The sequence below is a fragment of the Streptomyces sp. S063 genome, assembly GCF_002832675.1.
GTDB classification, from domain to species: Bacteria; Actinomycetota; Actinomycetes; order Streptomycetales; family Streptomycetaceae; genus Streptomyces; species Streptomyces sindenensis.
The window spans coordinates 4,247,265-4,273,228 of sequence record NZ_CP021707.1 but is presented as its reverse complement, the minus strand read 5'-3'; the positions used below and the strand labels follow the sequence as shown (position 1 = coordinate 4,273,228).

Here is a 25,964-nt window from a genome sequence, read left to right as displayed (position 1 = left end):
TCACCCGTACCGGCCGTCCCCCAGTGGTCGCCCGGTACAGATCACCGCACACCGGTCAGCGGCCGATCGTCGACCGGCCGCTGACCGGCGACGGTCACTGGTACGGAATGCGCAGCACCGCCGCGTCCGTGCCGGTCTGCACCTGGGACGTGCCGTTGCCGAGCGCGTTCCAGATCTCCAGCCGGACCGTGCCGTTCTTCAGCTCGCCGAGGCTTCCGGTGGACGCCTTGACGCCGGCCGCCTGCGTGTACTCCTCCCACCCGTTGACCGGGTCGGTCGCGAAGTAGCGGAAGGTCTCGGCCCGGTCGAACGTGCCGTCGCCGGTCAGGTCGTAGCTGACCCGGACCTGCGGGGCGAGCCCGACCTTGGCGCCCGCGTCCACCCGGAGGCGGAACGCGGTGGCGGCCCCGGCGGTGACCTTGCCGTTGACCCTCTTCACCTCGTAGACGGTCGGCCGGTAGGGGGTGCCGTCCCGGTTGACGCCGTCGGCCGAGGCGATGGTGTCCGCGCCCGCCGGGTCGGTGGTGGCGGTGGTGAGGACGCCGCCGGTCTTGAGTCGGAAGGTGTTCCCGTTGCCCGGCTCCCCCGGCTCCTCCGGGTCCGGGTCGGTGCCGCCGGGACCGGTGCTCGTGGCCGTCGAACGGGCGGGCACGGACAGGGTCTTGCCGTCGGAGAAGGTCACCGTACGGGCGCTGGAGCCGTGGTTGTGAGCGGTGTAGGTGCGCGTCCCGTTCTTGGAGAAGACGGCGGAGGTCGGGATGTCACCGCTGACCGTCATGTCGGGGGCGCCCACCGCCGCGAGGGTGTTGATCCAGTGGTAGGTGTGCGCCCTGGACTCGCCCTGCTCCGGCTCGTAATTGCCGTTCACGCCGTCCCACTTGGCCTTCGCGGCCGCCGGGTCGGCCAGCGACTCGAACTCCCAGAGGAGGTCGCGCCACTCCTGGGCGGGCCCGCCGTTCTCGCGCTCCATCTCGGCGATGTTCCGCTTGACGGCGGCCTTCTCGCGGGCGAGGTGCAGCGAACCGCCGGTCACCGGAAGGACGTTGATGCCGTGGATCTCCTCCGGGTTGGCGGTCCACCAGGTGGAGTACGCGCCACCGCTGCCCCAGACCATGCCGACCGTGTCGTGGCCGAAGGAGGCGGGGAAGACCTGCTGCGAGGCGTCGAACCAGTACTGGGTGATCGCCTCGGACTCGGTGGTCAGCAGATAGCTGCCGAGGTCCCGCAGGGCGGTGTCACCCGTGGCCGAGCCCCAGAGCACCAGACCGGCGCTGAGGTTGATGGACTCCGAGGACGACTCCTGGTTGTTGCCCGCAGCGAAGCCCTGGTGGCCGGAGGCCCAGCTGTGGCCCGCGTACACGTCGAAGCCGCGCAGGAAGGGGTAGGCGGAGTCGGTGCGGCTGGGGTTGGCGGTGTCCCGGATCAGGTGCTTGATCATCGTGCCCCAGGCCGAGTCGGCCGCCCAGGCCTGGTCGTACTGGGCGATGATCGCCGCCGCGTAGACGTAGTAGCTGTAGTGGAAGTGGTGGTCGTTGAGCTCGGTGTCGCTGCCGTACGAGGCCGGGTACCCGGTGAGGGTCTTCCAGTTCCTGTCGAAGCTGAATTCGCTGGCCCCGCCCGCCGTGAACCACTCCTGGAGCCGGCCCTTCATCAGGCCGAGGAGCTTGTCGCGAGTGGCGGTCTGGCCGATCTGGTCGGCGACGGGCACCAGCTGGGCGAGGCGGCCGAGCGCCTTGCCCGTCCAGTAGGTGTCGGTGGCCCCCGAGAACGGGTCGGAGGCGTTCGCGACCTCGTTGAGATAGCCGGTCAGCCGGGCCCTGTCGACGCCGCTGGACGCGGGCAGCGCGGGCACGACGCCGTTGTTCTTCTGGCTGGTGGTGAAGGTGGCGGACTCGCGCACCTTCATCGTGCCGCGCGGCGATACGTATGTGTACGGGGTCAGCGCGTCGGCCGTGTGCAGCCACTGGTGGCGGTAGAGGGCCTGGAGCGTGCCGCGCTCGGTGCCCTCCTTGGCCTCGGTGGTCAGGCTGTAGGTCGCCCGCACGTTGCCGCCGGTGGTCTGCCAGGCCACCTGGGAGCCGGTGACGAAGCTGAAGGCGTACTTGCGGTAGGTGGCGAGCGCGTCCGTGGAGGGCAGCACGGCGAGCGAGAAGTAGTCCTTGGAGCCCAGGCCGGCGGTGATCGTGGAACCGGAGATGTTCCAGTCGCTGCCGGTCGGCGCGAAGAGCGCGTAGTGGTGACCGGCGACGGTGATGCCGAGGACGTTGCCCTGGTCGGAGAAGACGGTGGGCGCGGAGGCGGTCGTGATCCGGGCGTCGCCGCCGGAGCCCTTGGCGTACACGAAGGGCATGCCGTGGCCGATGGTGGCCCGGAAGGTGCGCGATCCGTCGGCCCAGTAGGGCGTGACCGTCCAGTCGGACCAGGCGTCGGCCTTGGTGTCGGGTGAGTTCAGCCCGGAGAGCCCGACGGTGAGGTCGGCCTTGTGGGCGTACTCGTACTGGCGGCCGTCGCCGACGATCGCGGGCGTCGTCGGGTAGCCGACCTCCAGGCCGGAGGCCTTGGCCTGGTACGTGAGCGGGTGCCCGTACATGGGGGTGCTGTACGGGTTGTCGCCGTAGCGCTGGAAGGCCAGCGAGGACCACCAGTCGTTGGTCGGGACCGGCTTGTCCCGCACGGCGGAGGTGATCTTCGGGGTGACGGGCGCCCCGGTGTTGGAGGTCGGCCCCTGGGTGCCGGCCGGGCGCGCGTCGGTGTAGCTGCCGGCGCCGGCGGGGATGGTGGCGGCGGCAGCGGGGGAAGCGGCGGGGCCCAGGCCCACGGCGGCCACGGCGATCGCGAGGAGCGTCGCGGCCGCGGGTCTGGGGGTGACTCGGGAAGCGAGTCCGGAGAGGGAGGTCAGCACGAGCAGCACCTCGATCATGGGGGGCGAAGAGCGCGTTCGAGAGCGCTCTCAAGTGCCAAGGAACGTAAAACTCCTGAAACGTGAGTGTCAAGAGAACGCACACAGGAGGCAGTTGGGAGACGACCCGATGCAACCCCAAGCTGTTATGCGTTCGAGTCTTGACGGGGCGGGGGCGGTGGGGGACGCTCCAGACGCAGGTTTTGAGAGCGCTCTCAAGGCGCTCGGTTCATCCCGAAGCCAAGGGAGGCTTCCCATGCCCATCGCCCGAGCCGCCAAGAGAGCCACCGCCCGCCTCGGCGCGGTCGTCCTCGCCGGGGCCCTCCTCGCCGCCTGTGGATCCAGCGACTCGTCGGACTCCTCCGACGGCGCGGGCGGGAAGGTCACGCTCAACGTCGACCTCTTCGGGTCCTTCGGCTTCAAGGAGGCCGGGCTCTACGAGGAGTACCAGAAGCTCAACCCGAACATCACGATCAAGCAGAGCGACACCCAGGACGAGGCGGACTACTGGAAGTCGCTCCAGACCCGGCTGGCCGGCGGCGGCGGCCTGGCGGACGTGCAGGGCGTGGAGGTGGGCCGTATCGCGTCGGTCACCCAGCAGCAGTCCGACAAGTTCCAGGACCTGAAGGAGTTCGGGGCCGACAAGCTCAAGGGCGAGTTCGCCGAGGCCAAGTGGTCGGCGGCGACCACCAAGGACGGCAAGATCCTCGGCCTCGGCACGGACGTCGGCCCCGAGGCGATGTGCTACCGCACGGACCTCTTCAAGGAGGCCGGGCTGCCCACGGACCGCGAGGAGCTGGCCAAGAAGTGGGCCACGTGGGACGGCTACCTGGAGCTGGGCAAGGAGTACAAGAAGAAGGCCCCCGCCAAGAGCGCCTGGCTGGACAGCGTCGGCTCGCTCTACGGGATCATGATCGGCCAGGAGGAGGAGCGCTACTACGACGCCTCCGGCGAGCTGATCTACGACAAGAACCCGGCGGTCAAGGAAGCCTGGGACACCTCCGTGGAGGCGGCCGAGGCGGGCCTGAGCGCCAAGCTCGACCAGTGGTCCCCGCAGTGGAACCAGGCGTTCGCCGCCGGCTCCTTCGCCACCATCCCCTGCCCGGCGTGGATGCTCGGCTACATCAAGGGCCAGGCCGGCGACGGCGGCCAGGGCAAGTGGGACATCGCCAAGCTGCCCGGCGGCGCGGGCAACTGGGGCGGCTCGTACCTCTCCATCCCGCGTGCGGCCAAGCACAAGGAGGAGGCGTACAAGCTGATCGAGTGGCTGACCGCCCCCGAGCAGCAGGCGAAGGTCTTCCAGAAGCAGGGCAACTTCCCGTCCTCGACGGGTGCCATCGAGAAGATCGCGGACGCGAAGGACGAGTACTTCTCGGGCGCGCCGATCGGCCAGATCTTCGGTGACGCGGCCAAGGAGGCCCCGGTCCAGGTGCTGGGTGTGCACGACCAGAACGTGATGCAGCAGATCACGAACGCGCTGAGCGAGGTCGAGCGCAAGGGGACGTCGTCGGAGAAGGCGTGGGGGACGGCGAAGAAGGGCGTGGACAACGTGATCGGCTGACGCCGGCACGCGCTGTCCCTCTTCCCCGGGGCGACCTGACCGGCTGACGCCGGGACGCGCCGCCCAGCTCCCCACCCGGGCCGGTCCGCCCCCGCAGCGCGCGGGCGGACCGGCCCCGGCCCCGTACCGCTGAGCGGGAGGGACGGGCCCGACGGGGCCCGCACAACCGACGCAGGGCGCGGGGCCACCGACACCCGCGCCCACCCCCGCACCGCTGACCCACAGGCGGGACGGGCCCGCCGGCCAAGACCCGCCCGCGCTCCCCGTAACTCCTCGCCACCCGTAACTCCCGCCTCTCCCGCCCCCGATCCCGAAGGGCCGCACCGTGTCCCTCACCGCCACCGCGAAGGCCGGGCCCCACAGCCCCGCCGGAACCGGGCCCGGCCCCGACGACGGCCGGGGCGCCGCGCTCCGGCGCACCTGGCGTAAAGCCTCCCCGTACGCCTACATCGCCCCCTTCTTCACGCTCTTCCTGGCCTTCGGCCTCTTCCCGCTCCTCTACACCGCGTTCGTCTCGCTCTACCGGGTCGAGCTCCAGACGAGCGGCGAGATGGAGTGGCGGGGCATCGCCAACTACACGGCGCTGTTCACCGACGAGTACTTCTGGACCTCGCTGCGCAACACGTTCACGATCGGCGTGCTGTCGACGGTCCCGCAGCTCGCGATGGCGTTGGGCCTCGCGCACCTGCTCAACTACAAGCTGCGCGGCCGGACCTTCATCCGGACCGCGATCCTGCTCCCGTACGCGACCTCCGTGGCCGCCGCGACGCTCGTCTTCGCGCAGCTCTTCGGCAAGGACTTCGGGCTGATCAACTATGTGATCGGCCTGGTCGGATTCGACCCGGTGGACTGGCAGACGGGCACGGTGGCCTCGCAGATCGCGGTGTCGACGATCGTGATCTGGCGGTGGACGGGATACAACGCGCTGATCTACCTGGCGGGGATGCAGTCGATCCCGCACGAGCTGTACGAGGCAGCGGAGATGGACGGGGCCTCGCGCTGGCGGCAGTTCCTCCACGTCACGCTGCCCGGTCTGCGCCCCACGATCGTCTTCACCGTCATCATCTCGACGATCGGCGCGACGCAGCTCTTCGGTGAGCCGCTGCTGTTCGAGGGGTCGATCTCGGGCGGTATCTCGCACCAGTACCAGACCCTCGGCCTGTACATGTACGAGCAGGGCTGGGGCTTCTTCCACCTGGGCCGGGCCGCGGCCATCGCCTGGGTGATGTTCGTCCTCATCGTGGTGCTCGTCGGGGTCAACGCCCTGATCGCGCGCCGCCGCGCACGCAAGGAGGCCGGCCGATGACCGCGCTCGCCGCACCGCCGACCGCGCCCGAGAAGGGCGACCCGCCGCAGACCCCGCCGTCGGGCAGGCGCATCGGCAAGGGAGGCGCGGGCCGCACGATGAAGGGCGGCTGGCTCTCCTACCTGATCCTCGGCTTCGCCCTCCTCATCTCGGCGTTCCCGTTCTACTGGACGATCGTCACGGCCAGCCGGTCCAACGCGGACATGGCGAAGGTCCCGCCGAGCCTGCTGCCGGGCCCGAACCTGATCAAGAACTTCGAGCAGGTCCTCGAAGAGGCGGACATCGGCAAGGCGCTGCTGAACTCGCTGATCGTGTCCGGGTCGATCACGATCGGCACCGTCCTGTGCTGCACGCTGGCCGGATTCGCCTTCGCCAAGCTGAAGTTCAAGGGCCGCAACGCGCTGCTGACGCTGACGATCGGGACGATGATGATCCCGCCGCAGCTCGGGGTGATCCCGCTGTTCATGCTGATCGCCGAACTCCAGTGGGTGAACCAGCTCCAGGCAGTGATCCTGCCGGGCCTGGTCTCGGCCTTCGGGGTCTTCTTCATGCGCCAGTACCTGGTGCAGTCGCTGCCGGACGAGCTGATCGAGGCGGCCCGGGTGGACGGCGCGTCCACCGCGCGCATCTTCTGGTCGATCGTGATCCCGATCGCCCGGCCGGGGATGGCGGTACTCGGGATGCTCACGTTCATGACGGCATGGAACGACTTCTTCTGGCCGATCATCGCGCTGTCCTCACAGGAGCCGACCGTGCAGGTCGCACTGCGTCAGCTCGGCGGCGGTTACGTCAACGACCAGTCGGTGATCATGGCCGGCACGCTGCTCGGCACGCTGCCGGTGCTGCTGGTCTTCGGCCTGCTGGGCCGGCAGATCGTCGGCGGCATCATGCAGGGCGCGGTGAAGGGCTGACCCGAGCAGCCGCCCCCTCCTCCTCTCCCCCTCCTCCCCTCACTCTGGAGTGTCCGTCTCATGACCGCTGTCGATGAAGCCCGCCCGGCGACCTCCCCCGGCGCCCGACCCGAGACCGGTACGGTGCTCCGCTTCCCGGCCGGATTCCGGTGGGGCACGGCGACCGCCGCGTACCAGATCGAGGGCGGGGCCGCCGAGGACGGCCGTACGCCGTCCATCTGGGACACGTTCAGCCGGACGCCCGGCAAGGTGCGCAACGGCGACACCGGTGACATCGCCGCCGACCATCTGCACCGGATGCCGGACGACGTACGCCTGATGAAGGAACTGGGCGTCACGGACTACCGGTTCTCGGTCTCCTGGCCCCGGGTCCAGCCGACCGGCCGGGGCCCGGCGGTGGAGCGCGGCCTGGACTTCTACCGCCGCCTGGTGGACGAGCTGCTGGCGGCCGGGATCAGACCGGTGGCGACGCTCTACCACTGGGACCTGCCGCAGGAGCTGGAGGACGCGGGCGGCTGGCCGGAGCGGGACACGGCGCACCGGTTCGCGGAGTACGCGGGCCTGGTGGCGGGGGCGCTGGGCGACCGGGTGTCGACGTGGACGACGCTCAACGAGCCCTGGTGCGCGGCGTTTCTCGGATACGGAAACGGGGTCCATGCCCCGGGCCGTACCAGCGACCTGGCGGCCCTGCGCGCCGCCCACCACCTGAACCTGGCGCACGGAGCGGGTGCGAGGATCCTGCGGGACCGCCTCCCGGACACGGCGGAGATCTCCCTCACCCTGAACCTCCACGCCCTGCGCCCGCTGACGGACACCGAGGCGGACCGGGACGCGGTGCGCCGGATCGACGCGGTGGCGAACCGGATCTTCCTGGAACCGGTGTTCCACGGGCGGCTGCCCCAGGACCTGGTGGCGGACACGGCGGCGGTGACGGACTGGTCGTTCGTGAAGGACGGCGACCTGGAAATCACGTCGACGCCGATCGACTCGCTGGGCATCAACTACTACTCGCCGAGCGTGGTTTCGGCGGGTACGTCGGAGTCCCCGTCCCCGTGGGCGGGCGCGGAGCAGCATGTGGCGTTCACCCCGGCGGCGGGCCCGCGCACGGCGATGGACTGGCCGGTGGACGCGGACGGCCTGTACGAACTGCTGACCCGCCTGCGCGACGAACTCCCGACCGTGCCAGTGCTGGTGACGGAGAACGGGGCGGCGTACGACGACTACGCGGACCCGGAGGGCGATGTGCACGACCCGGAGCGGGTGGCGTACCTGGACGGGCACCTGGGGGCGGTGCACCGGGCGATCGAGGACGGGGTCGACGTACGGGGCTACTTCCTCTGGTCGCTGCTGGACAACTTCGAGTGGGCGTACGGCTACAGCAAGCGGTTCGGCATCGTGCACGTGGACTTCGCGTCGCAGCGCCGGACGGTGAAGGACAGCGCGCGGTGGTACGCGGAGGTGATCGGGCGGGGTGGGCTGGAGCGGGGCTGATCCCAACGCGTCGAAGGGTCCCGGGGTGTACGCGCCCCGGGACCCTTCGGCGTACGGCAGCTGATTCCTCCCGGATTCGGCCGGACGGCTTTCGGCCGGATGGAAGATCGGGGATACGGGGGAATGCGAAGGGAATCACGGAGGGTGGGGCGAGAAGCGGCCGTGATGAGCAGCGGGGCGTGGGGTGACCGAAAAGCCCATCCGCACCGGTGAGCCGAGGGTGGACCCTGCCGGGCCTCGCAGAGGTCGCACCCCGCCCCCGTACGACGACCGTGCGAGCAACCGCTTGCATCCGTTGAAGCAACATGGCGCGAATGCGCCCCTTGCGACGGGTGCCGCGACACGCGCCCCTTGACGACCTGCCAACCCCGATCCGTATGGTCTAGACCAAGCGGTGAGGGTGATCCGGGCACGTCGATCACGTGCCGACCCAGCCCCGCTTCAAGGCGCGCACTGATCTGCGCCGGCCCCGACGCCCAGCAACGCGTCCCCCTCCCCGCCCCCATCCCCCCACTCCCCCATTCCCCGGGCGCCCGACGAGCCGCGCGGGCCCATCCATGCACGTTTTCCCACCCCCACAGACATCACGGGAGATCGCACATGAGCAGCCACACCGTAGAGCCGAGCCTGCCCCCGGCCGGCGAAGGCCCTGAAGGTCCGCTAAGCGAGCGCGAGTTGGACCGAACGCACCGACCGCCCGGCCCTCGGTTCCCTCGACGGCTCGCCGAGCTGGTCGATACCCACGCCCTCACTCTGCTGCGGGCGACGGTCGGCCTCGTCTTCGTCGGCTTCGGCGTGCTGAAGCTGTTCCCCTCGGCCAGCCCGGCGGAGCAGCTGGCCGTGGACGCAGCCACGAAGATGACCCTGGGCCTCGTCCCGGAGACCGTGCTGCTGCTCTCCCTCGCAGCTCTCGAGACGGCCATCGGCATCGGCCTGATAGCCGGCCGCCGCCTGCTGCGCCCCGCGCTCGTCGCGTTCTTCCTCCACATGGGCGGCGTGTTCTCGACCCTCTTCCTCCTCCCGGACGCGATGTGGCAACCCCACTCGCCCGCCCCGACGATGGAGGGGCAGTACGTCGTCAAGAACGTGGTACTGGTGGCCGTCTGCCTGGTCGTGGCCGCACATGAGTGGAGCCACGGGGACGGCCGCCGGTCCCGGAGGTCGGACGGGTGGGGCTGAGACGCGAAGCCGCTGCTGTTCGCCAGGCTCGGCGACCTGGATGTGTGCCGGGTGTACGAACGGGGAGCGGTAGCGGTCACCGGGCCGGAACAAGCACCGTGAGCTGCGATGTGGCGAAAATGATCGACTCTTCGATGGAACGGATTCGCTGAAGCAGAACCTGGACCTACGCAGGTTCATTTCGGGATGGAGCCGCCCCTGACGGCGTCGATGTCAGCCCGGAGGGCCGCATCGGCCGCCGTTGGAGTTCACCATGCGCTCGTGCCTCGCCACCCCCTCCGCCCTGGCCGTCGGCGTGGACCACCCGAACCCGGCCGAGGTCGAGCTGCCCGACGCGCCCACGGTGGACAAGCCGATCGTCACGAACTGGTCGACCAAGCGCGACGAGGTCACCCCCCGGGTCGTCCGACGCCGGGACGCGCAAGCCGGACTCTGGCAGGCCGGATGACCTCGCTCGGGTCGCGCAGCCATACGTGCTGGCCCCGGTCGGTGACGGTCAGCCCGAACTGGTCGGCGTCGGGCCGGCCCTCCGTTTCGTACTCCCACCAGGTCTGCTCGATCTCCTCCCAGAGGAACCCGGGCCCGTACTGCCACACCTCCTCCCCCGTGGCGGCCGTCGCGGCACTCCCGTTCTCGCGAGTCACCCACACCTGGGCACCCTCGCCGGTGTTCTGGTGGATCAGCCGGACACCGGGAAGCCGCGCGCCCGCGTACAGGGCGAACCCGAGGTCGAGGACCTGGGCGGGGTCCAGACCGGCCGCACGCGCCCGCCCCTTCCCGTGTACGTCGTGGAGGTCGGGCACACGGTGGCCGCGCATCGGCATGTACGTCGCCCCGCCGCGGAACGGGCCGGACGCGGTGCCGTCGTCCTGGACATGGAGCTGGACCAGGGCACCGCACCAGAACTCCCGGGCCAGCGGGGCCACGACGACCCCGCCGGGCCGGACCTGCCGCAGCAGCGCGTACGGGACGTACCGCAACGCGCAGGTGGCGATCAGCCGGTCCACCAGCCCCAGGCCGGGCCACGGCCGCTCGCCGTCCCCGACCCGCAGGTGCGGCCGGTACCCGGACCGGGCCAGGGCCTCGGCCGCCTGCCGCGCCACGACCGGATCCAGCTCCACGCTGTGGACCAGATCATCCCCGAGACGCTCGCACAGCAACGCTGACACGTACCCGGTGCCGGTCCCGATCTCCAACACCCGCTGCCCGTCTAGGACGTCGAGCAGCCCGAGCATCCGGGCCACCATCGACGGCATCGAGTTCGACGACGTCGCCACACCAGGCCCGCCCCCGACCCCGTCGTCGAGCTGCGTCACCACCGGCTCATCACTGTTCACCAACGCAAGCCAGGCATCCACCCCCACCACCGGCTCACAACGGTCCGGGAGCTGCCGCCACACCTCGGCCGGCACGAACCGGCTACGCGGCACAGCATCGAACACCTCCCGCCAACGACCAGTGAGCAACCCACGATCAGCAAGATCCTGGACCAGGTCCGCGTACGAAGGTGCCTCGCGCGCGCCGCTCACGACTGCGGCACGAACTGGGGACGGCTGCCGTCCGGCGACGGCTTCGGCTCCTGCGGCGGCGTCCACGGCCTGTCCGACGGGGACCCACCGTGCTTCCCGGCCTCAACCGGAACGTGGGTACTGGTCATCGTCCATCTCCTCTGATCTATGCAACTGACTGGTCGACGAGGGCCCAAGCCGAGAGGAGGCAGGTCATCCGCCACGCCGGAAAGTGGTGGTCGCGGCACGGAAGTGCACGGTGCCGTCACGGTAGGTATGCATATCCATCGGCATCAGTGGCTCCCCGAAGCGTGGTCGCGGATCTTCGTGGCGTGGTCGGCGGCCTGCCAGATCTCCCCGGTCTCCTCGGCCTCCTTGAGGCTTCGCCACTCGGTCCGGCAGGTCGCACAGCCCGGAGCGGGAGCGCAGTCCAGCAACCATGCGTTGAATCCCACCGGCAGGTCTACCGGTGCCTCCTGCGTCGTCTTATGGCGCGTCGTCATTTCTCCCCTGGCTGTGAACGGGTGTGGCGGGAGAGCCTGGTCGGGCTCTGCAAAGACGCTAGGGACCGCGCTCACCGGGACTCAACTTCCTTGCATGAGTTTGCACACCAATTTTCTGCATGTGAAACGAAGTTGATGCATCAGTGCAGGTGGGTAGGGCTTACGCAAGTCTGAGCAAACTCTCTGAGCCGGGAGGCCAGCATGTCCGTAGAGTTCGTGGGAATCGACCCCAACACCGACCGCGACCACTGCCCGACCGTCTGGGCCGACACGGAGTCTCAGGAAGTCCTCTTCCAGGGCTGGAAGCCCAACGCGGAGACTCATGCCCAGTGCGAGGCGACCAGTCCGGCGAACGGCTCGGTGCCGGACACGGAAGCGATCATCCGGATTCCGGCCCGGATGATCCCGATGATCAGGGAGGCTTGTGATGCCGTCGAGCGTTCCCAGCTTCGGTGAGCTGCTGGGCAGGTGCCAGCGATCCGCCGTCCACTTGGAGATGCGCGACTCCTACGCTTCCACGGAACGTTTCGAGGCGTGGCGGCGGGGAGAGCGCATCGACTGGACGGACAGGGACGCTTGGTGGCATCCGTACGATCAACTGATCTCTGACACCGTGGCTCGTGGTGTCACCATCAGGAGGGCTCGAATCGTTTCGGAGCCGGTGAGCGAGTACATCCGCTGGGAGCACTACGTCACCCACGCCAACGTGGCAGCAGGCGAAGAAGTCCGATGGTTGCCGAGGAGGCTGGCAACCGGCATCGCGCTGCCGGGAAACGACTTCTGGCTGTTCGACGGCACCTTGTTGCGGGTTCACCACTTTTCGGGTGACGGTGCCGTGGTGGAGGACGAGATCACGGACGAGCCTGCGGTTGTGGAGCTGTGCCGCTCAGCGTTCGAAAGCGTCTGGTCACTCGCCACCTCACACAAACAGTTCACGATCTGAGAGAACGGCCAGTTCGTTGCCCCAACACCCCTCCCCCAACGTCCAGGAGGCGCGCGAGGCTCTGGCTGCTCGCCTCCGGGAGATACGTCTGGACGCCGGCATTTCAGGGCGCGAACTGGCCGTTCGCTGCGGGTGGCACGAGTCGAAGTCCTCACGGATCGAGAACGCCCGAACACCCCCGTCGGACGCCGATATCCGGGCCTGGTGCGCCGCATGTGGGGCCTCTGAGCAGGCGGACGACCTGGCGGCGGCCAACCGGCAGTCGGCGGAGGCGTACGTCCAGTGGAGACGACTCCAGGGGACCGGCCTGCGACGTTTGCAGGAGAGCGGGACGTCCCTGTACGACCGCACCAAGCTCTTTCGCGCCTATTGCTCCGACGTGATCCCCGGGTTCCTCCAGACACCTGAGTACGCCACGGCTCTGCTTTCGTCCATCGCGGCTTTCCGGGAAACCAAGAACGACGTGAGCGAGGCCGTAGCGGCCCGCATGAACCGCAACCGGGTCATCCGGGAGGGCAATCGCCGGCTTTTGATCGTGCTGGAAGAGTCGGTCCTGCGGTACCGCGTCGCCGACGTCGAGACGATGGCCGCCCAGTACGGACACCTGCTGGCCGCCATGGCCCTGCCCAGGGTCGCCGTGGGCATCATCCCCTTCGCCGCCGAGCGGACCGTATGGCCGATGCCCACCTTCACCATGTTCGACAAAATGCGGGTCCACGCCGACACACTGGACGCTGCCCAGACCCTTGTTCAATCAAGCCAAGTGGAGCTGTACACCCAGGCATTCGATCGGCTCTCCGAACACGCCGTGCGGGGGCAGGCGGCCCGTGAGATCATCGCGAGGGCCCTCACGGCTCTCGACTCCTGATCGGTGCCACGTCGGTCGCCAGCCCTGGAGCGCCTCGTCCCTTCCGGGAAGCTCTCTGAAGCCCGTCCCTGTGGGCAAGGAATGTGCGTCCTCCCGACCAGAGGTCGAACCCGCCATGCGATCCGCGTCGCCGATGACCATCTCGCGCAGGAAAGCATCAAGAGGCTGCGCACCGCCCTGGACAAGGACACGGCGAAGGCCTCGAAACTCGGGTCCCGGGCCGCGAGGCCCGGGCTTCGGGGACGGGCAGGTCACTCTTCCGGGGGTACGTGAACGGGGCTCCGGCCCGAAGCTCGGGACCCGGGATTTCGGGCGTCGGGATGCGAGACCCGGGGTCCGAGCTCCTTCTTTAACCCGGGGGTAGAAGAGGGTGGTTGGGAAAACCTCCCCCACCTCCCCACCCCGTCACGGCCAGTTGGTATGACTAATCGTGACAGCTTGCGGCGCAGCGTGACCGCCGCTTACGGTGCGAGAACTGAACGACCCCGACACGGTTTCGCAGACCGAGCCGGGGTCTCACCACAAGATCCAGCACCCTAGAAGGACGATCCCGTGGCTACACAGCACATTAGCTCCGCCCTGCCCGTCCCCGCAGTCTCCGCCGCGTACCCGATGGCCAAACCCGGCTACGGCAAACGCACCGCACCCGACCAACAGCGCCGCACGCGTGACAACTTCGCCTTGCTGCCGACCCGTGAGCGGTACGTCGCCGGATTCGTCGACCACCTCCCCGACGGTGCCGCGATGAGCGTGAAGCACCTGGCCAAGCAGCTCCCCCTCTACGGGCAGCAGGCCATCTCCACCGCCCTCAACGCCCTCTCCGTCGCCGGACATCTGCGGCGCGTACGGTGTTCGGTCGGCGCTGGCGACGAAACCCGCTGGGTCTTCCGAACCTTCTGGTCCCGCACCGCCCGCGACAACGAGTGGTGGACCGCCTACCTCGCCACCGAAACCGCCGCCCAGACCGCAGCGCCCGCTGCCACGCCGGAAGCACCCGCCTCACCAGATCTCGCAGCACCTGCGGAGCCCCCGGCCCCCGCCGCCGTACCGCCCCAACGCACCCCGCACCAGGCCCCGGACGCCGAGTCAGCGCCGCCCGCGCAGCCGACCCGGGAAGCCGCCCCCACCCCCGCCTACCTCGCCCTCGCCCGCCTCGGCCGCGACGACCACCGCCTGGCCCTCTCCGCCCACGACTGCACCGCCCTCGAACCCCTCGCAGCGCAATGGCTCGACCGAGGCGTCACCACCGACTACCTCACCAGCACCCTCACCGCCGGACTCCCCGCACAGGTCGACTCCCCCGTCGGACTCCTCCGCCGCCGCCTCACCGACAAACTGCCCCCACACCTGCCGACCACCACAAGCACCCCACCCGACGCCCCCACCCCCACCCACCGCCTCCTCGTCGAATGCACCGACTGCGGCCGCCCCGGACAGCCCGAAGCCCTCCCCGACGGCCTCTGCCACCCCTGCCACCAAACCCACACCGCCCAGGACAACACCACACCCCCCGACCCCACCCAGATCGCCGCCGTCAAAGCCCACATGGCCAACCTCCGCAACCTCCTCAAACCCGTCTGAGGTGCGGGTACTCTCTGGCGATGGCCAATCAGTCAGTAGCAGCGGGAGTCAGTCTCGCGGGTGTGATGGCGCACTGCGGCGGGAGCCCCGTGGGTGCCGTGGAGCTTCTGGTGGGGGTGATAGCCTCCGCGCCGGCGGCTCCGGAGCCCTATGTGGCCCTCGCGGCGTTGTGGCAGGGCCTCCGCCCGGACGGCCTGCGGGAGAGCCTCGCAGAGGACGGCTCCTTGAGTACCGTGCCGGCGCAGGCGTACTTCCTGTTCCTCGAAGGGGACATGGACAACGCGGTGATGGCCCTCGGTTCGGTCACGGGTGTGCGGCCCGACGTCGCCTGGGGTGCCGCACCCTGGTTCGGCGATGCGCGGTTTCTCGGTGCGGTGAGTGCTGCGGCGCTGGCCGAGGCGTGTCTGCGGACGTTGGACTACGGTCGTGACCTGGACACCGACGCGATGCGGGAGCGGTTCGCGCCCTGGTTCCATGCCCTCGACGTGGTGTCCGAACGGGACCCGGCACCGGAGTCGCTGGCCGCCATGGCCCGGCTGCCCCGGGCCTGCGGCCGGTACGAACTGTCCTTCGCCCTGTGCGACCGTGCGGACGCCGTCGATCCGGTCATGTGGACAGCGCTCGCGCGAGCGGCCACCTGGCGCGCGATGGGCAACCTGGATCAGGCTGCCGCGTCCTTCGAACGCGCCCTGCTCCTGGAGCCCGGCAACTGGTCCCTCTACCTGGACCTGGCAGACCTGCGTGCCGAGCAGGGCGACTTCGCCGCAGCCGCGAGCCTCGTCGAACAGGGCCTGCAGCACGAACCTCGCGAAGCCACCCTGCGCGCGGCGAGCGCTGCCTACCGGACACGCCTCGTCGGCTCGGCCGACGACCTCACGGCCCTGATCGCCCTGGCCCCCTCGCTCGCCGACACCGCCTACCGGAACCTGCTGATCGACTACGCGTGCGCAGGACCGCAACTCCCTCCGGGACTGGTTGCCGAGGCCCACCGAATCCAGGAAAGCTGAACGGGTAGTCGTGAACAGTCAGATGTTCGAGCTGATGTGGGGTGGCGTCGCGCTCGTGGGCGGGGGGCTCCTGGCCGCAAACGTCCGAGGGGCGGCCGAACGGTTCCAGGCGATGTCCTACGCCTACCGGTCGTGGCCCGCCAGTGTCGTCACATGCAGAGTGATCGGTGGCGCCTTCGCTCTCGCCGGGGCAGGGGTCCTTGTTGACGCCGGACTCCGGACCATGGGCGGGTGACGGTGTGCCCGACCCGGCGTCGTCGCAGATCGCGCCGGTGACGGCGTGCGCTCACGCCACCGCCTTCGCCAGATCCACCGCGCCGGCCTCCTGCGTCTCGGGCAGCAGTGCGTACCCCTGCCGCTGGTACAGCGCGATGTTGCGGTGGCTGGCCGCGCCGGTCGACAGGACGATGCGGCCGCACCCCTCCCCCGCCGACTCGGCCAGGCGCAGCAGCCAGCGGCCCACGCCCTGCCCCCGCAGGTCGGGGGCGGCGACGGCCAGGCGTCCCACGTGGAGGTCGGTGCCGGTGCGGCGGGTGCGGACAGGTCTGCGCCGAGGAGCTTGGCGCCGGGTGCGAGCACGTCGGTCAGCCACTGCCCCACGGCGGGGCCGAGCGCGTTGGGGCGGGTACTGCAGACCAGAACGAGGACGCGCAACCGTTTCGTTGTCATAGAAATGAAATAAGCCGGTAGGTTGGTTACATGTCAACGAACGAGACGGCTCCCCCGGTCGACTGGCTCACCCCCGACGAGGACCGCGCCTGGCGGGCGTACCTCCGCATGGTGACCGCCGTCCAGGTCGGCGTCGCACAGGACCTGGCCGCACTCGGCCTGTCCGAGCCGGACTACGAGGTGCTCAGCACCCTGTCCGAGCGCGAGGACGGCACCAGCACGCTGCACGAACAGGCCGCCAAGATGGGCTGGTCGCGCAGTCGCCTGTCCCGGCACGCCTCCCGCATGGAGGCACGCGGACTCATCCGCCGCGCCCCCGACCCCACCGACGGCCGGGGCTGCCTCCTCGTCCTGACCTCGGCGGGCTGGGACGTGCTACGGGACGCCGCGCCCTCCCATGTCACCTCCGTACGGCGGCACTTCGTCGACCGCCTGACACCGGAGGAGCTCGCCACGCTGGGCCGGATCGCCGGGAAGCTCAGCGCCGACCGGTAGGGGCGGCCGGGAGGAGGCGGCGGTGCCGGGCCCGCCTCAGGCGAGGGCCGCGACCAGCGACGCGAAGGCGCCGATGAGGACGGCCACGCGCGCGTAGTGGTAGCGGTCCCAGCGGTTCATCTGCTCTTTCCAGTCCTCGGGCCGGTTCTCCGAGGTCCACGTCTTACCCCGGTCGTTGATCGGGACGAGCAGCAGAAGCGACATGAGCACGCCGAGGAGCAACAGCGCGCCCGCCGCGACGACCAGCCCCGCGCCCGGCTCGCCCCACCCGGCCACGGCCCAGATCGCGCTCAGGACGAGTGAACCGATGTACCAGAACGGCATCACCGCCCCAAGCATCCGGCCCCCGTGGCTTCGCCCGCGCTGAGCACTGTCGTCGGGCAGCGCGTCCAGGATCCGGTTGATGACAAAGGCGACGGAGAACTCCACCCCCACCAGCAGTCCGACGATCACGGTGGTGACGACCTCAAGTACGTCGAGCATGATGACCCCTCTCGGAATCTAGCGATGCTAGATGATGGTGCAACGCTAGACCTGCTGCCGCTTGATTGTCTAGCGATGCTAGGGTCGGTACATGTCGGTCCAGGAACGCAAGGAACGGGAACGGGCGAACCGCGAGCGCCTCATCGTGGCGACGGCTCGCGAACTCGCCGACCAGCAGGGGTGGGACGCGGTCACCACGCGCCGGCTCGCCGAGCGCATCGAATACAGCCAGCCCGTCCTCTACAGCCACTTCCGCGGCAAGCGCGAGATCATCGGCGCGGTCGCGCTCGAAGGCGCCACCGAGATGGCTTCGGCGCTGCGGGCCGCCAGCTCGGGCGCGGACGGCCGCCGCACCCGGGTCGCCGCCCTCGCCCACGCGTACCTGGAGTTCGCCGAGCGGAACCCTGCGGTCTACGACGCCCTGTTCCAGCTCGACGGCGGCCTGGCCTTCGCGCGCGAGGACACCCCGGAACCGCTGAAGGACGCCTTCGCCGCGCTGCTGGAGACCCTCGGCGAGGTCGCCGGGGAGGGCGTGCACCCGGCGCTGTTCACCGAACTCTTCTGGTCGGCCCTGCACGGGCTGGCCACCCTGACCCGGGCGGGGCGGCTCCTGCCGGAGGGCGCGGGGGAGCGACTGGATCTCCTGGTGGAACGGCTCGCCGTGCTCTGACCGTCCCCGTGCACGTACACCGACTGCCCGTCACGCCCCGGAGGGGAACTGTTCGGGGAACCGGCGGGGCTGTTCGGGAAAACGCCGGGACTGTTCGGGAAACCGGCCGGGAGAACCGGCCCCCGCCTCCTCACCCCGCCCATCTCCCCGTCAGGAACGTCAGCGCGACGAGCGTCGTCACCGGGGCCGCCACACACAGGTACGCCGTCCTGAACCACGGCCGACGCAGGCTCAGCGCCGCCAGGCCGATCCACAGCGGCCACCACAGCAGCGTCGCGCGCGGGACGGACGTGTACCAGTACGAGGTGCCCAGCGCCCAGAGACTGAGGGCCACGTACACCGCTTCCGGCCAGCGGCGTCGGCGTACCAGCAGCACCACCAGGGCGAGCCCCACCACCATCGCCGCCAACTCCGCCTGGAACATGAACGCGTAGCCGGTCGACTGCGTACCGCCGAACGCCCCGGTCCAGGTGTTCGCCCACGCCTCCCACGGGGCGTGGAACGTGCGGTACCAACCGCGTTCCTGCGCGTGCTTCCAGGCCATCCAGTCACCGGTCCGCGCGTGCAGATACCAGCTGTACGCGGCCGGGGGCAGCGCCGGAAGCAGCGTCCAGCCCGCCGCACGCCACCTCCGCCGGCCCTCGCCCGCACGTACGGACAGCAGGAACAGCAGCCCGACGGCCGCCGCGAGGAACAGGCCGCTCACGCGCACCGCCGTCGCCGACGTGGTCAGTACGGCGGCGAGCGCCCACCGGTGCTTCATCGCCACGAGCCAAGCGGGCAGCGCGAACGCGAGGAACAGCGCCTCCGTGTAACCCGCCGCCAGGAACACCGCGCAGGGCGAGAGCAGGAAGAGGACAGCCGTACGGGGGCCCGCCGCGTCCTCCGGCAGATACGCCCGCGCGACACGGGCCAGGGCCAGTACGGCAACGGCCCCCGCGACGAACGAGATCAGCAGCCCGGCCGCCGTCCAGTGGGGCACCACCGTGTGCACGGCGCGGAGCAGGAGGGGGTAGCCGGGAAAGAACGCCTCCCGGTTGTCCCAGCCGCTCGTCCACGGTCCCGCGCCCGCCGGGAAGTAGCCGTCGCGGGCTATGTGGAGGTAGTGGTTCGCGTCCCACTGCTGGAACGGCGCCAGGACCGGGGCCGCCTCCCGTACGCCGGACTGCGCGGGAAACAGCCAGCGGGCGAAGTGGGCCGTGATCCACAGGGAGACGCGGGTCAGGAGATAGAGCCACAGGATGCCGCGATCGGCGGGAGCCAGGCGGAACCGTGCCAACCGGAGCTCGGCCGCCCGGGGTTCGGGTGCGGGACGGACAGGAGACGGCCGCAGCCCCGGGGAGAGCGTGGACAACGCAGGCACCTTTCGGGCGCGCCTCGCGGGTACGTCGGGGCGCGCCGGATCGCCCGGAGAGCCGCCGGGGCACGGAAGGGAAGAAGAGGAGAAGGGAAGGGTCGAGGCCGCGCGGCGGCGTCAGGGCGTCGACGCGCCCCCATCGGTTGTCGCCGATGCCGTCGGTGGCGTCGTGCTCGTACGCGTACGCGTGGGCGGCCCGCCCGGCTCGGTGGTCCGGCCCGACGGCCCCTCCGCCCCCGCGTCCCCGCGCTCCCCGGCACCGTGGTGCTCGGCGACGGCGGCGTTGACGGCTGCTCGGTGGGCAGGCCCTCCGACGGTACGGGCGAGGGGTAGCTGGGCGACGGGTTCGTGGCCGGGGCCACCGGCTGCGGCCGCACCGGCAGCAGGCCCACCGCGACCGCGCCGCCCCCGCCGACGACCAGGCACACCCCCACCGCGACCACGGCCATCCGGCGTCGCTGCGCGCGCATGCCGCGCCGGGTGATGCTCGACGCGGTGTCCGGGGCGGTGAGGGCCTGCCCGAACTCACCGGCCTCCCGGAACAGGGACCGCAACGGATCCTGCGGCTCCTTCGGATCCCGCGGTTCAGACATCAGGAGCCTCCTCGATGCGGGGGTCGCGCAGCCGGTGGGCGAGCGCCGCCCGGCCACGGACCAGATGCGTCTTGATGGTGCTGGTGGAAAGCCCGGTCTCCCCGGCGATCTGCTCGACCGTGAGGTCGCACAGGTAGTGCAGGGTCAGCGTCCGCCGCTGCTGGGCGGGCAGCTCCCGCAGCGCGTCGACCAGGACCACATGGTCCGGGTCCGGCGGCGCGACGTGCTCCGCCCCACCGCTCCCCCGGCCCCACGCGTCAGCCGACCGCCGCCGGAAACGCCAACGGCTCACCGCCAGCCGCCAGGCGACCGTACGGATCCACGCCTCGGGCTGCCCGTCCCGCTCCAGCCGCCCCCGCCGGACCCACGCCTTGACGAACGCCTCCTGCACGACGTCCTGCGCCTCCTGGAGGTCGCCGGTCATCACGTACAACTGGCCGGTGAGACGTGCGACCGCCTGGGCGTAGAACTCTTCGAACTCCTCGACGGTCAAAAGTTGCTCCCGGATCTTTCGCTTCACCGGGTATACGCCTGCCGTCGGGCATCCGGTCTACAGCGTCGACCGAGCATCCGGGTGACGGTCGTCACAGCCGGGCTCAGCCTGCCGGGCGGGGATTCAGCCAGCGCTCAACCCGCTCCGGCGGGGGTTCAGCCGCCGCTCAACCCGCCCCCACCCGCTTCTCCAACAGGGTCACCCCGTACGTCCGGCCGCCGTCCCCGTTCTTTCCCGCCTGCTCGCCGACCACCACGTACCCCGCCTGCTCGTAGTAGCGGCGGAGCCGGGTGTTCGACGTCAGGCAGTCGAGTCGGCACAGCGGCCGGCCCGACGCGGCGATCCGGCGCTCGGCCTCCGCCAGCAGCGCACGCCCGGCCCCGGGCGGGGCGGTGCGCCGGTCGGTCATCAGGCGGTGGACGTAGCCCGCCACCGGCGGCTGGACGCCCCAGGCCGGCTCGTCCTCCCACCACAGCTCCCACGCCCCGGCGTTCGGCCCGCCGGGACCGGCGGTAGCGATCCACACCTCGCCCGCACGCAACCGCGCCCCGAAGTGTTCCGGCCCCAGCTCCCCGGGTTTCCACTGGTCGATGCCGCGCTCGATCTGCCAGCGCGCGGCATCGTCCCGGAGGCGCACGAGCTCGGCCAGATCCCCCTCCCCCGCCCGCCGGAACGACAACTCGGGGGACGACTTCCAGGGAGAAGAGCTTGTATGCGTCATGCCGCGATCCTTCCTCAACAGGTTTCGCGGTACGGGACGGCCGGCAGCCTGCGACCAGTCGACCTCCTCGGCGAACCTGCCTCTCAGTTCCTCGTTCGCGCCACACCCACCGTCCGCGTCCGCCTCGCCGCCCCCGTCGTCCGCGCCCTCCGGATCTCTCACCGCGCCTCCGCCGCCAGCTGGGTCGTCGCCAGCTCGCGGTACAGCTCGTCCCCGGCCATCAGCTCCTCGTGCGTGCCCGCCGTGCGCACCCGGCCCTCCTCCAGGACCACGATGCGGTCCGCGTGCCGGACCGTGGACAGGCGGTGCGCGATCACCAGCACCGTTGTGCGCTCGGCGAGTTCGAGGATCACATCGCGCAGCGCCTGCTCGTTGACCGCGTCCAGTTGCGAGGTCACCTCGTCCAGGAGGAGCAGCCGGGGGCGGCGCAGCAGGGCCCGGGCGATGGCGATGCGCTGGCGTTCGCCGCCGGAGAGGGTGACGCCCCGGTGGCCGACCGCCGTGTCCAGGCCGTCCGGCAGCCGCTCGACCAGGGCGTCCAGCCGGGTGCGGGCGACCGCGGCCGTCAGCTCGCTCTCCCCGGCGTCCGGGGCGGCGAAGAGGAGGTTCTCCCGCAGCGTCCCGGCGAGCACCGGCGCGTCCTGTTCCACGTACGCCAGTGAGCCCCGCAGTTCGGCCAGCGGCCAGTCGCGGATGTCCCGGCCGCCCACGGTGATCGTGCCGGCCTCGTGGTCGTAGAAGCGCTCCAGCAGGCTGAACACCGTCGACTTGCCCGCCCCGGACGGGCCGACCAGCGCCACCATCCCGCCGGCCGGCACGTCGAACGTCACCCTTTGGTGGGCGGGGGCGCGCTCGTCCCCGTAGTCGAAGGTCACGTCCTGGAAGGTGACCCCGAGCGGGCCGCCGTCCGCCTTCGTCAACGCGACCGGCTCCTCGGCCGGTTCTCCGGGCAGCGACTCCACCTCGTCGATCCGGCGCACCGCCGCCAGCCCGCTCTGGAGGCCCGTCCAGCCCTCGACCAGGCCGCCGATCGGGCCTATCAAGTAGAAGAGGTACAGCAGGAACGCGATCAGGGAGGAGATCTCCAGCGAGCCGGACGCAACCCGTGCGCCGCCGACGCCCAGCACCGCCAGGAACGCCAGCTGGATCGACATCGTCATCGTGACCTCGGTGACCGAGGCCCACTTCGCCACCGACACGCCCCGGTCGTGCGCATGCCGCGCCGCCGCCGCGACCACCGCGGTCTCCCGCTCCTCCGCCCCGCTCGCCTTGACCGTACGGAACGCCTGGAGCACCCGGTCCAGGGCCGCGCCCATCGCACCCACGGACTCCTGCGCCTTGAGCTGCGCCCGCTGGATGCGCGGCATCAGCAGGGACGTCACGGCCCCGATGCCGACGACGACCACCAGCGTCACACCGAGCAGCGTCAGGTCCATGTACGCCATGAGAGCGAGCGTGCCCAGCAGCATCAGGACGCTGTTGAACGACTCGACAAGTCCGCTGGAGAGCACCGTACGGAGGAGGGTCGTGTCGCTCGTGACCCGTGACTGGAGGTCGCCGGGCGTCAGCCGGTCCACCGCCGGAACCTTCAACCGCATGATGCGGCACACCAGTTGGTCGCGTGCGCGCAGGACGACGCCCTCTCCCGTCCGGGACATGAGGAAGCTCCCGTACGCGGAGAGGCAGGCCCCGGCCAGCACGAGCGCGGTCAGCGCGACGAGCGGGGCCACGGGCGAGCGGCCTTCGGCGAACGTGTCCACCGCGTGCTTCGCCATCAGCGGCATCGCCAGACCCGCCCCGGACCCGGCGAGCGAGAGCAGGCCCGCCCGGATCAGGACGCCCCGGTGCGGGCGGACCCGGGCCAGGAGCAGGCGGAGGGGCGAAGGGCCGGGGGCGGGCGGAGGCGTGGGGGCGGCGGCCGGGGCGGGCACAGTCCGGTCCGGAGGTGTCTCCGGCCCCGGTCGCTCCGTGCTCTCAGGTGATCTCCCCGGAACCGGGCCCGGGCCCGCCTGCCCCGCCCCCGCCGACGTCCCCGTCACCGCGCTCACCCTGGACCCCCTCGCGTACCGTCACCACCATCAGAGGACGCAGATCGGCGGCCTCTGCCTGCTCCCCGACCGTACGTCCTTCCGCCTGCACCCAGGCGTGCGGGGAGAACGGCGGGGTCGCCCACACCCCCGCGCACCAGTCGGGCCAGACACCGGACATCCGGCAGGCCAGGGCGACGGCCACCGAGCGGGGCAGGCAGCCGTAACGGCTCGCGCAGCGGCGGCTGATGGCGGTGACCGCGTCCAGCACCTCCGACGTCTCGGCGTACGTGGCCGGGCGCGCGCCCCGGGCGCACCGGGCGAGCGTCCGGCGCAGCCGGCCGGGCTTGAGCCGGGCCAGGACGAACGCGGCGGCGATGGCGGTGCGCAGCCGTATCCCACCCGCCCCGGCGCCCCGGCGGGGCATCGTCATCTCGGTGGTCATGGCCGCAGGATCCTCGCCTCGACGAGCCGGCGGGTCAGCTCCGCGACGTCCGACTCGGCCTCGGCCCGCTCGACGTCGAACTCGGCGACGATCCGCTCGACGGCGGCCTCCGGGGCGCGGCCCGCCGCGAGGGTCTCGACCACGATGACGCTGGTGTCGTTCAACTGCCAGTAGCTGCCGCTCTTCTCGTCGAGGAGAACGCCGCCGTACTCGGTGGTCGTGACGGCGATGCCTTTTCTGAGCTTCACAGGGATGCCTCGCTGGGGGTGGTGGGGAGGGACGGCTCGGGTGGGGGCCAGGCGTTCTCGGCCGTGCGGAGCCAGGTCTCCCCGGCCACGGTGGAGCTGATGGAGTGTTCGACCAGGACCGGCGAGAAGGGCTCGGCCGCCAGTCGCAGCAGTCGGCGGGCGTCGACCAGACCGTGTTCGGCGAGGCGGGAGCCCGTCCACAACTCGACCAGTTCCGGAGCGTGTTCGCGCAGGCCCTGGTGTTCGTCGGAGGCCATGTGGTCCTTCGTCGTCCGGGCCAGCAGCGCGTCCGGCACCACCCCGCGCATCGCCTCGACGAGGAGCGGTTTGTAGCGCCAGGGGCTGATGCGCTCCGGCAGGCGTACCGCGAGGGTCGCCTCCAGGACCCGGTCGTCGTAGAAGGGGGCGGCGACCGGCAGCCCGATCGTCATGCCGATGTCCTCCATCGCCTGGAAGTGCCGGGCCCCCATCCGTACGCCGTCGATGTCGACGTGCCGTCCCCGCCGCGGGTCGATCGGTTCGGCCTGCTCGGCGGCGGCCCGGAACTCCTCGGCGATCAGGGCGGTCGCGTGTTCGGTGAGCCAGGGGTGCAGGGACTGCCGTACGCCCCAGGAGAACAGCGGGGCCCGGGCGACCGGCTGGGGTGCGGCGGCGACCGCCCCGGCGAGCCAGCGGGGGAACGTCGAACGGTCGAACAGCGCCTTCACCGTGGGCAGGAGCGGCCAGCCGAGCTGGTGGCGCAGGCCCCCCAGGTGGCTCCAGGCGGTGAACGGGCTGCCGTGGAAGAGGTCCTGGTAGGCGTGGGGCAGGCCGAGGAAGATCTCGTCGCCGCCGTAGCCGGTGAGGTGGTAGCGGGAGCCGGTGGCGTGGGCGCGGCCGAGGAGCAGTTCCGCGCGGGCCCGGCCGGGGGCGACGGGGAGCGGTTCGTCGTTCAACTCGGCTGCGGTGGAGGCGAGATCGGCGTAGAAGTACGGGGCGTCGCCGGCGGGGATGACGTGGTGGTCCAGGGCGGGGGCGGAGGGGCGGCCCCGGGTGGCGGCGGAGTGGGTGTTCCGGGTCGCCGTCGCGGGGGTGCCGCCTGCCGCCTCGACCGCTCTGCGCGCCCAGGTCTCGTCCTCGCTGTAGCGGTCCCGGGCGGCCACGGTCAGCAGGGACAGCGACGCGGGGCCGGTCTCGCGGGCGGCGAAGGCGAGGGCGGTGGAGTCCAGTCCGCCGGAGAGTTCGCAGCTGATCCGGTCCAGGCCGCCGACATGGGCCCGTACGGAGGCCGCGATGGCGTCCCCGGCCTTTCGCGCCCCCTCCGCCAGGGGAAGTTCGCCGGGCGGCGGCTCCCACCAGCGATGCTCCGTGGGACCGGGGACGGCGGCCGTGCCCGGTGCTGCGGCGGGCAGGGCCAGGCCGTGCCCGGCACCGGTCTCGTGGATGCCCCGCCACACGGGGCGGCGGCTCAGGGGGTGCGGCAGGAAGTCCAGCAGCCGCAGCGCCAGCGCGCTGTCGTCCAGGGGCGCGTCGATCAGGCGGGCCAGGACGGCGGGGCGGTCGGAGGCGATGGTTCCGGCCGCCGGGTGCCGGGCGTGGTAGATCCGGCGGAGTCCGGTGGCGGTGCCCCGGATCCAGCTCTGCCCGGACAGCCGGGCGACCACGTGGTAGAGGCCGGGCAGCCGGGCGAGGCGGCGCTCCAGGCCGGTCCGGTCGCGGGCGCCCTCCAGAATCCCGGCGAGTACGGCGTCGGGGACGCGGTCCGGGCCGATGAGGACGAGGGCGTCCGAGCCCCGGGCGATCTGGCTGACCCGGCGGACCAGCGGGCGGGCGACGATCCAGGGCCGGCCCGAGGGGTGGGCGACGGTCAGGGTGTCGCCCACCTCCCGGGCGGGCCCGGTGGCGTCCGGCGCGGCGGACCGCCCGGCAGCCTCTCCCGGTACGGGAAGCTGCCCGGCCGCTGCCGCTCCCGCCGCGCTGTCCGGCAGGACGACGAAGTAGTCACGCAACTGGCCGGGCATCTTCAC

General features: G+C 71.1%; 24 protein-coding genes and 1 pseudogene. 13 read left to right on the top strand and 12 right to left on the bottom strand.

Features of this window, described 5'->3' with window-relative positions; genetic code table 11:
* Nucleotides 1-94 precede the first annotated feature (94 nt).
* Entirely contained in the window at nucleotides 95-2,920 is a 2,826-nt protein-coding gene (locus CCZ36_RS19740) for a glycosyl hydrolase (RefSeq protein WP_128818251.1), read from the bottom strand.
* Nucleotides 2,921-3,155: 235 nt separating this feature from the next.
* On the opposite strand from CCZ36_RS19740, the gene CCZ36_RS19735 reads away from it, so the two are divergent.
* The 6 genes from CCZ36_RS19735 to CCZ36_RS19710 all read left to right on the top strand — a co-directional run bounded on the left by CCZ36_RS19735 (nucleotide 3,156) and on the right by CCZ36_RS19710 (nucleotide 9,795).
* A complete protein-coding gene (locus CCZ36_RS19735) occupies nucleotides 3,156-4,460 on the top strand; it encodes an ABC transporter substrate-binding protein (RefSeq protein ID WP_069735433.1) in 1,305 nt (434 codons plus the stop codon).
* A gap of 325 nt (nucleotides 4,461-4,785) precedes the next feature.
* Nucleotides 4,786-5,766 carry a carbohydrate ABC transporter permease gene (locus CCZ36_RS19730; RefSeq protein WP_069740913.1) on the top strand — a complete coding sequence of 327 codons (981 nt, stop codon included), beginning with the start codon at nucleotides 4,786-4,788 and terminating at the stop codon, nucleotides 5,764-5,766.
* Nucleotides 5,763-6,677, top strand: a complete 915-nt coding sequence (locus CCZ36_RS19725; RefSeq protein ID WP_006126515.1) for a carbohydrate ABC transporter permease — start codon at nucleotides 5,763-5,765, stop codon at nucleotides 6,675-6,677. The genes CCZ36_RS19730 and CCZ36_RS19725 overlap by 4 nt, the downstream gene beginning before the upstream one ends.
* A 60-nt stretch (nucleotides 6,678-6,737) precedes the next feature.
* Nucleotides 6,738-8,168 (top strand): GH1 family beta-glucosidase, encoded by a 1,431-nt coding sequence (locus tag CCZ36_RS19720; RefSeq protein ID WP_128818250.1) that lies wholly within the window; start codon nucleotides 6,738-6,740, stop codon nucleotides 8,166-8,168.
* Nucleotides 8,169-8,768: 600 nt separating this feature from the next.
* A complete protein-coding gene (locus CCZ36_RS19715; protein WP_128818249.1) occupies nucleotides 8,769-9,347 on the top strand; it encodes a DUF417 family protein in 579 nt (192 codons plus the stop codon).
* A 253-nt stretch (nucleotides 9,348-9,600) separates the two neighbouring features.
* The gene (locus tag CCZ36_RS19710) at nucleotides 9,601-9,795 is read left to right on the top strand and encodes a hypothetical protein (RefSeq protein WP_128818248.1); all 195 of its coding nucleotides are present in this window, start codon (nucleotides 9,601-9,603) and stop codon (nucleotides 9,793-9,795) included.
* Here the strand turns inward: CCZ36_RS19710 and CCZ36_RS19705 are convergent.
* Nucleotides 9,737-10,876, bottom strand: coding sequence for a methyltransferase domain-containing protein (locus tag CCZ36_RS19705; protein WP_128818247.1), 1,140 nt, complete (start codon nucleotides 10,874-10,876; stop codon nucleotides 9,737-9,739). The two genes, CCZ36_RS19710 and CCZ36_RS19705, sit on opposite strands and share 59 nt — an antisense overlap.
* Before the next feature lie 272 nt (nucleotides 10,877-11,148).
* Nucleotides 11,149-11,358, bottom strand: coding sequence for a hypothetical protein (locus CCZ36_RS19700; protein WP_069735608.1), 210 nt, complete (start codon nucleotides 11,356-11,358; stop codon nucleotides 11,149-11,151).
* A gap of 201 nt (nucleotides 11,359-11,559) precedes the next feature.
* Here CCZ36_RS19700 and CCZ36_RS19695 point away from each other — a divergent pair, with 201 nt between their 5' ends.
* The 5 genes from CCZ36_RS19695 to CCZ36_RS19675 all read left to right on the top strand — a co-directional run bounded on the left by CCZ36_RS19695 (nucleotide 11,560) and on the right by CCZ36_RS19675 (nucleotide 15,757).
* Nucleotides 11,560-11,814 (top strand): hypothetical protein, encoded by a 255-nt coding sequence (locus CCZ36_RS19695; RefSeq protein ID WP_128818246.1) that lies wholly within the window; start codon nucleotides 11,560-11,562, stop codon nucleotides 11,812-11,814.
* A complete protein-coding gene (locus CCZ36_RS19690; RefSeq protein WP_069735439.1) occupies nucleotides 11,786-12,301 on the top strand; it encodes a DUF6879 family protein in 516 nt (171 codons plus the stop codon). The genes CCZ36_RS19695 and CCZ36_RS19690 overlap by 29 nt, the downstream gene beginning before the upstream one ends.
* Before the next feature lie 16 nt (nucleotides 12,302-12,317).
* A complete protein-coding gene (locus CCZ36_RS19685; RefSeq protein ID WP_069735440.1) occupies nucleotides 12,318-13,169 on the top strand; it encodes a helix-turn-helix domain-containing protein in 852 nt (283 codons plus the stop codon).
* A gap of 552 nt (nucleotides 13,170-13,721) precedes the next feature.
* Nucleotides 13,722-14,750 carry a MarR family transcriptional regulator gene (locus CCZ36_RS19680; RefSeq protein WP_128818245.1) on the top strand — a complete coding sequence of 343 codons (1,029 nt, stop codon included), beginning with the start codon at nucleotides 13,722-13,724 and terminating at the stop codon, nucleotides 14,748-14,750.
* A 20-nt stretch (nucleotides 14,751-14,770) separates the two neighbouring features.
* A complete protein-coding gene (locus CCZ36_RS19675; protein WP_237302706.1) occupies nucleotides 14,771-15,757 on the top strand; it encodes a tetratricopeptide repeat protein in 987 nt (328 codons plus the stop codon).
* 286 nt (nucleotides 15,758-16,043) lie between these two features.
* On the opposite strand, the pseudogene CCZ36_RS19665 reads toward CCZ36_RS19675, so the two are convergent.
* Nucleotides 16,044-16,298, bottom strand: a pseudogene (locus CCZ36_RS19665) (GNAT family N-acetyltransferase); the annotation flags it as partial.
* Nucleotides 16,299-16,456: 158 nt separating this feature from the next.
* Here CCZ36_RS19665 and CCZ36_RS19660 point away from each other — a divergent pair.
* On the top strand, nucleotides 16,457-16,921 hold the full coding sequence (locus CCZ36_RS19660) for a MarR family winged helix-turn-helix transcriptional regulator (protein ID WP_069735445.1): 465 nt from the start codon (nucleotides 16,457-16,459) through the stop codon (nucleotides 16,919-16,921).
* Nucleotides 16,922-16,957: 36 nt separating this feature from the next.
* Here CCZ36_RS19660 and CCZ36_RS19655 read toward each other — a convergent pair whose 3' ends face one another.
* Entirely contained in the window at nucleotides 16,958-17,404 is a 447-nt protein-coding gene (locus tag CCZ36_RS19655; RefSeq protein ID WP_069735446.1) for an anthrone oxygenase family protein, read from the bottom strand.
* A 91-nt stretch (nucleotides 17,405-17,495) separates the two neighbouring features.
* Between CCZ36_RS19655 and CCZ36_RS19650 the strand changes: the two genes are divergently transcribed.
* Nucleotides 17,496-18,074, top strand: a complete 579-nt coding sequence (locus CCZ36_RS19650) for a TetR/AcrR family transcriptional regulator (RefSeq protein ID WP_069735447.1) — start codon at nucleotides 17,496-17,498, stop codon at nucleotides 18,072-18,074.
* 130 nt (nucleotides 18,075-18,204) lie between these two features.
* Here the strand turns inward: CCZ36_RS19650 and CCZ36_RS19645 are convergent, their stop codons facing one another.
* From CCZ36_RS19645 to CCZ36_RS19610, 7 genes are all read right to left on the bottom strand, one after another.
* Complete coding sequence (locus tag CCZ36_RS19645; protein WP_206515752.1) at nucleotides 18,205-19,428, bottom strand: mannosyltransferase family protein; 1,224 nt, start codon at nucleotides 19,426-19,428, stop codon at nucleotides 18,205-18,207.
* A gap of 588 nt (nucleotides 19,429-20,016) precedes the next feature.
* Nucleotides 20,017-20,517, bottom strand: coding sequence for a SigE family RNA polymerase sigma factor (locus CCZ36_RS19635; RefSeq protein ID WP_065487879.1), 501 nt, complete (start codon nucleotides 20,515-20,517; stop codon nucleotides 20,017-20,019).
* Nucleotides 20,518-20,683: 166 nt separating this feature from the next.
* Nucleotides 20,684-21,238 (bottom strand): GNAT family N-acetyltransferase, encoded by a 555-nt coding sequence (locus CCZ36_RS19630; RefSeq protein ID WP_128818244.1) that lies wholly within the window; start codon nucleotides 21,236-21,238, stop codon nucleotides 20,684-20,686.
* Between the two features lie 158 nt (nucleotides 21,239-21,396).
* Nucleotides 21,397-23,286 (bottom strand): ABC transporter ATP-binding protein, encoded by a 1,890-nt coding sequence (locus tag CCZ36_RS19625; protein ID WP_128818243.1) that lies wholly within the window; start codon nucleotides 23,284-23,286, stop codon nucleotides 21,397-21,399.
* On the bottom strand, nucleotides 23,213-23,710 hold the full coding sequence (locus CCZ36_RS19620) for a lasso peptide biosynthesis B2 protein (protein WP_128818242.1): 498 nt from the start codon (nucleotides 23,708-23,710) through the stop codon (nucleotides 23,213-23,215). The genes CCZ36_RS19625 and CCZ36_RS19620 overlap by 74 nt, the downstream gene beginning before the upstream one ends.
* Nucleotides 23,707-23,958, bottom strand: coding sequence for a lasso peptide biosynthesis PqqD family chaperone (locus CCZ36_RS19615; protein WP_069735451.1), 252 nt, complete (start codon nucleotides 23,956-23,958; stop codon nucleotides 23,707-23,709). Before CCZ36_RS19615 ends, CCZ36_RS19620 begins: the two co-directional genes overlap by 4 nt.
* Nucleotides 23,955-25,958, bottom strand: a complete 2,004-nt coding sequence (locus CCZ36_RS19610) for an asparagine synthase-related protein (protein WP_128818241.1) — start codon at nucleotides 25,956-25,958, stop codon at nucleotides 23,955-23,957. The genes CCZ36_RS19615 and CCZ36_RS19610 overlap by 4 nt, the downstream gene beginning before the upstream one ends.
* Between the last annotated feature and the right edge of the window lie 6 nt (nucleotides 25,959-25,964).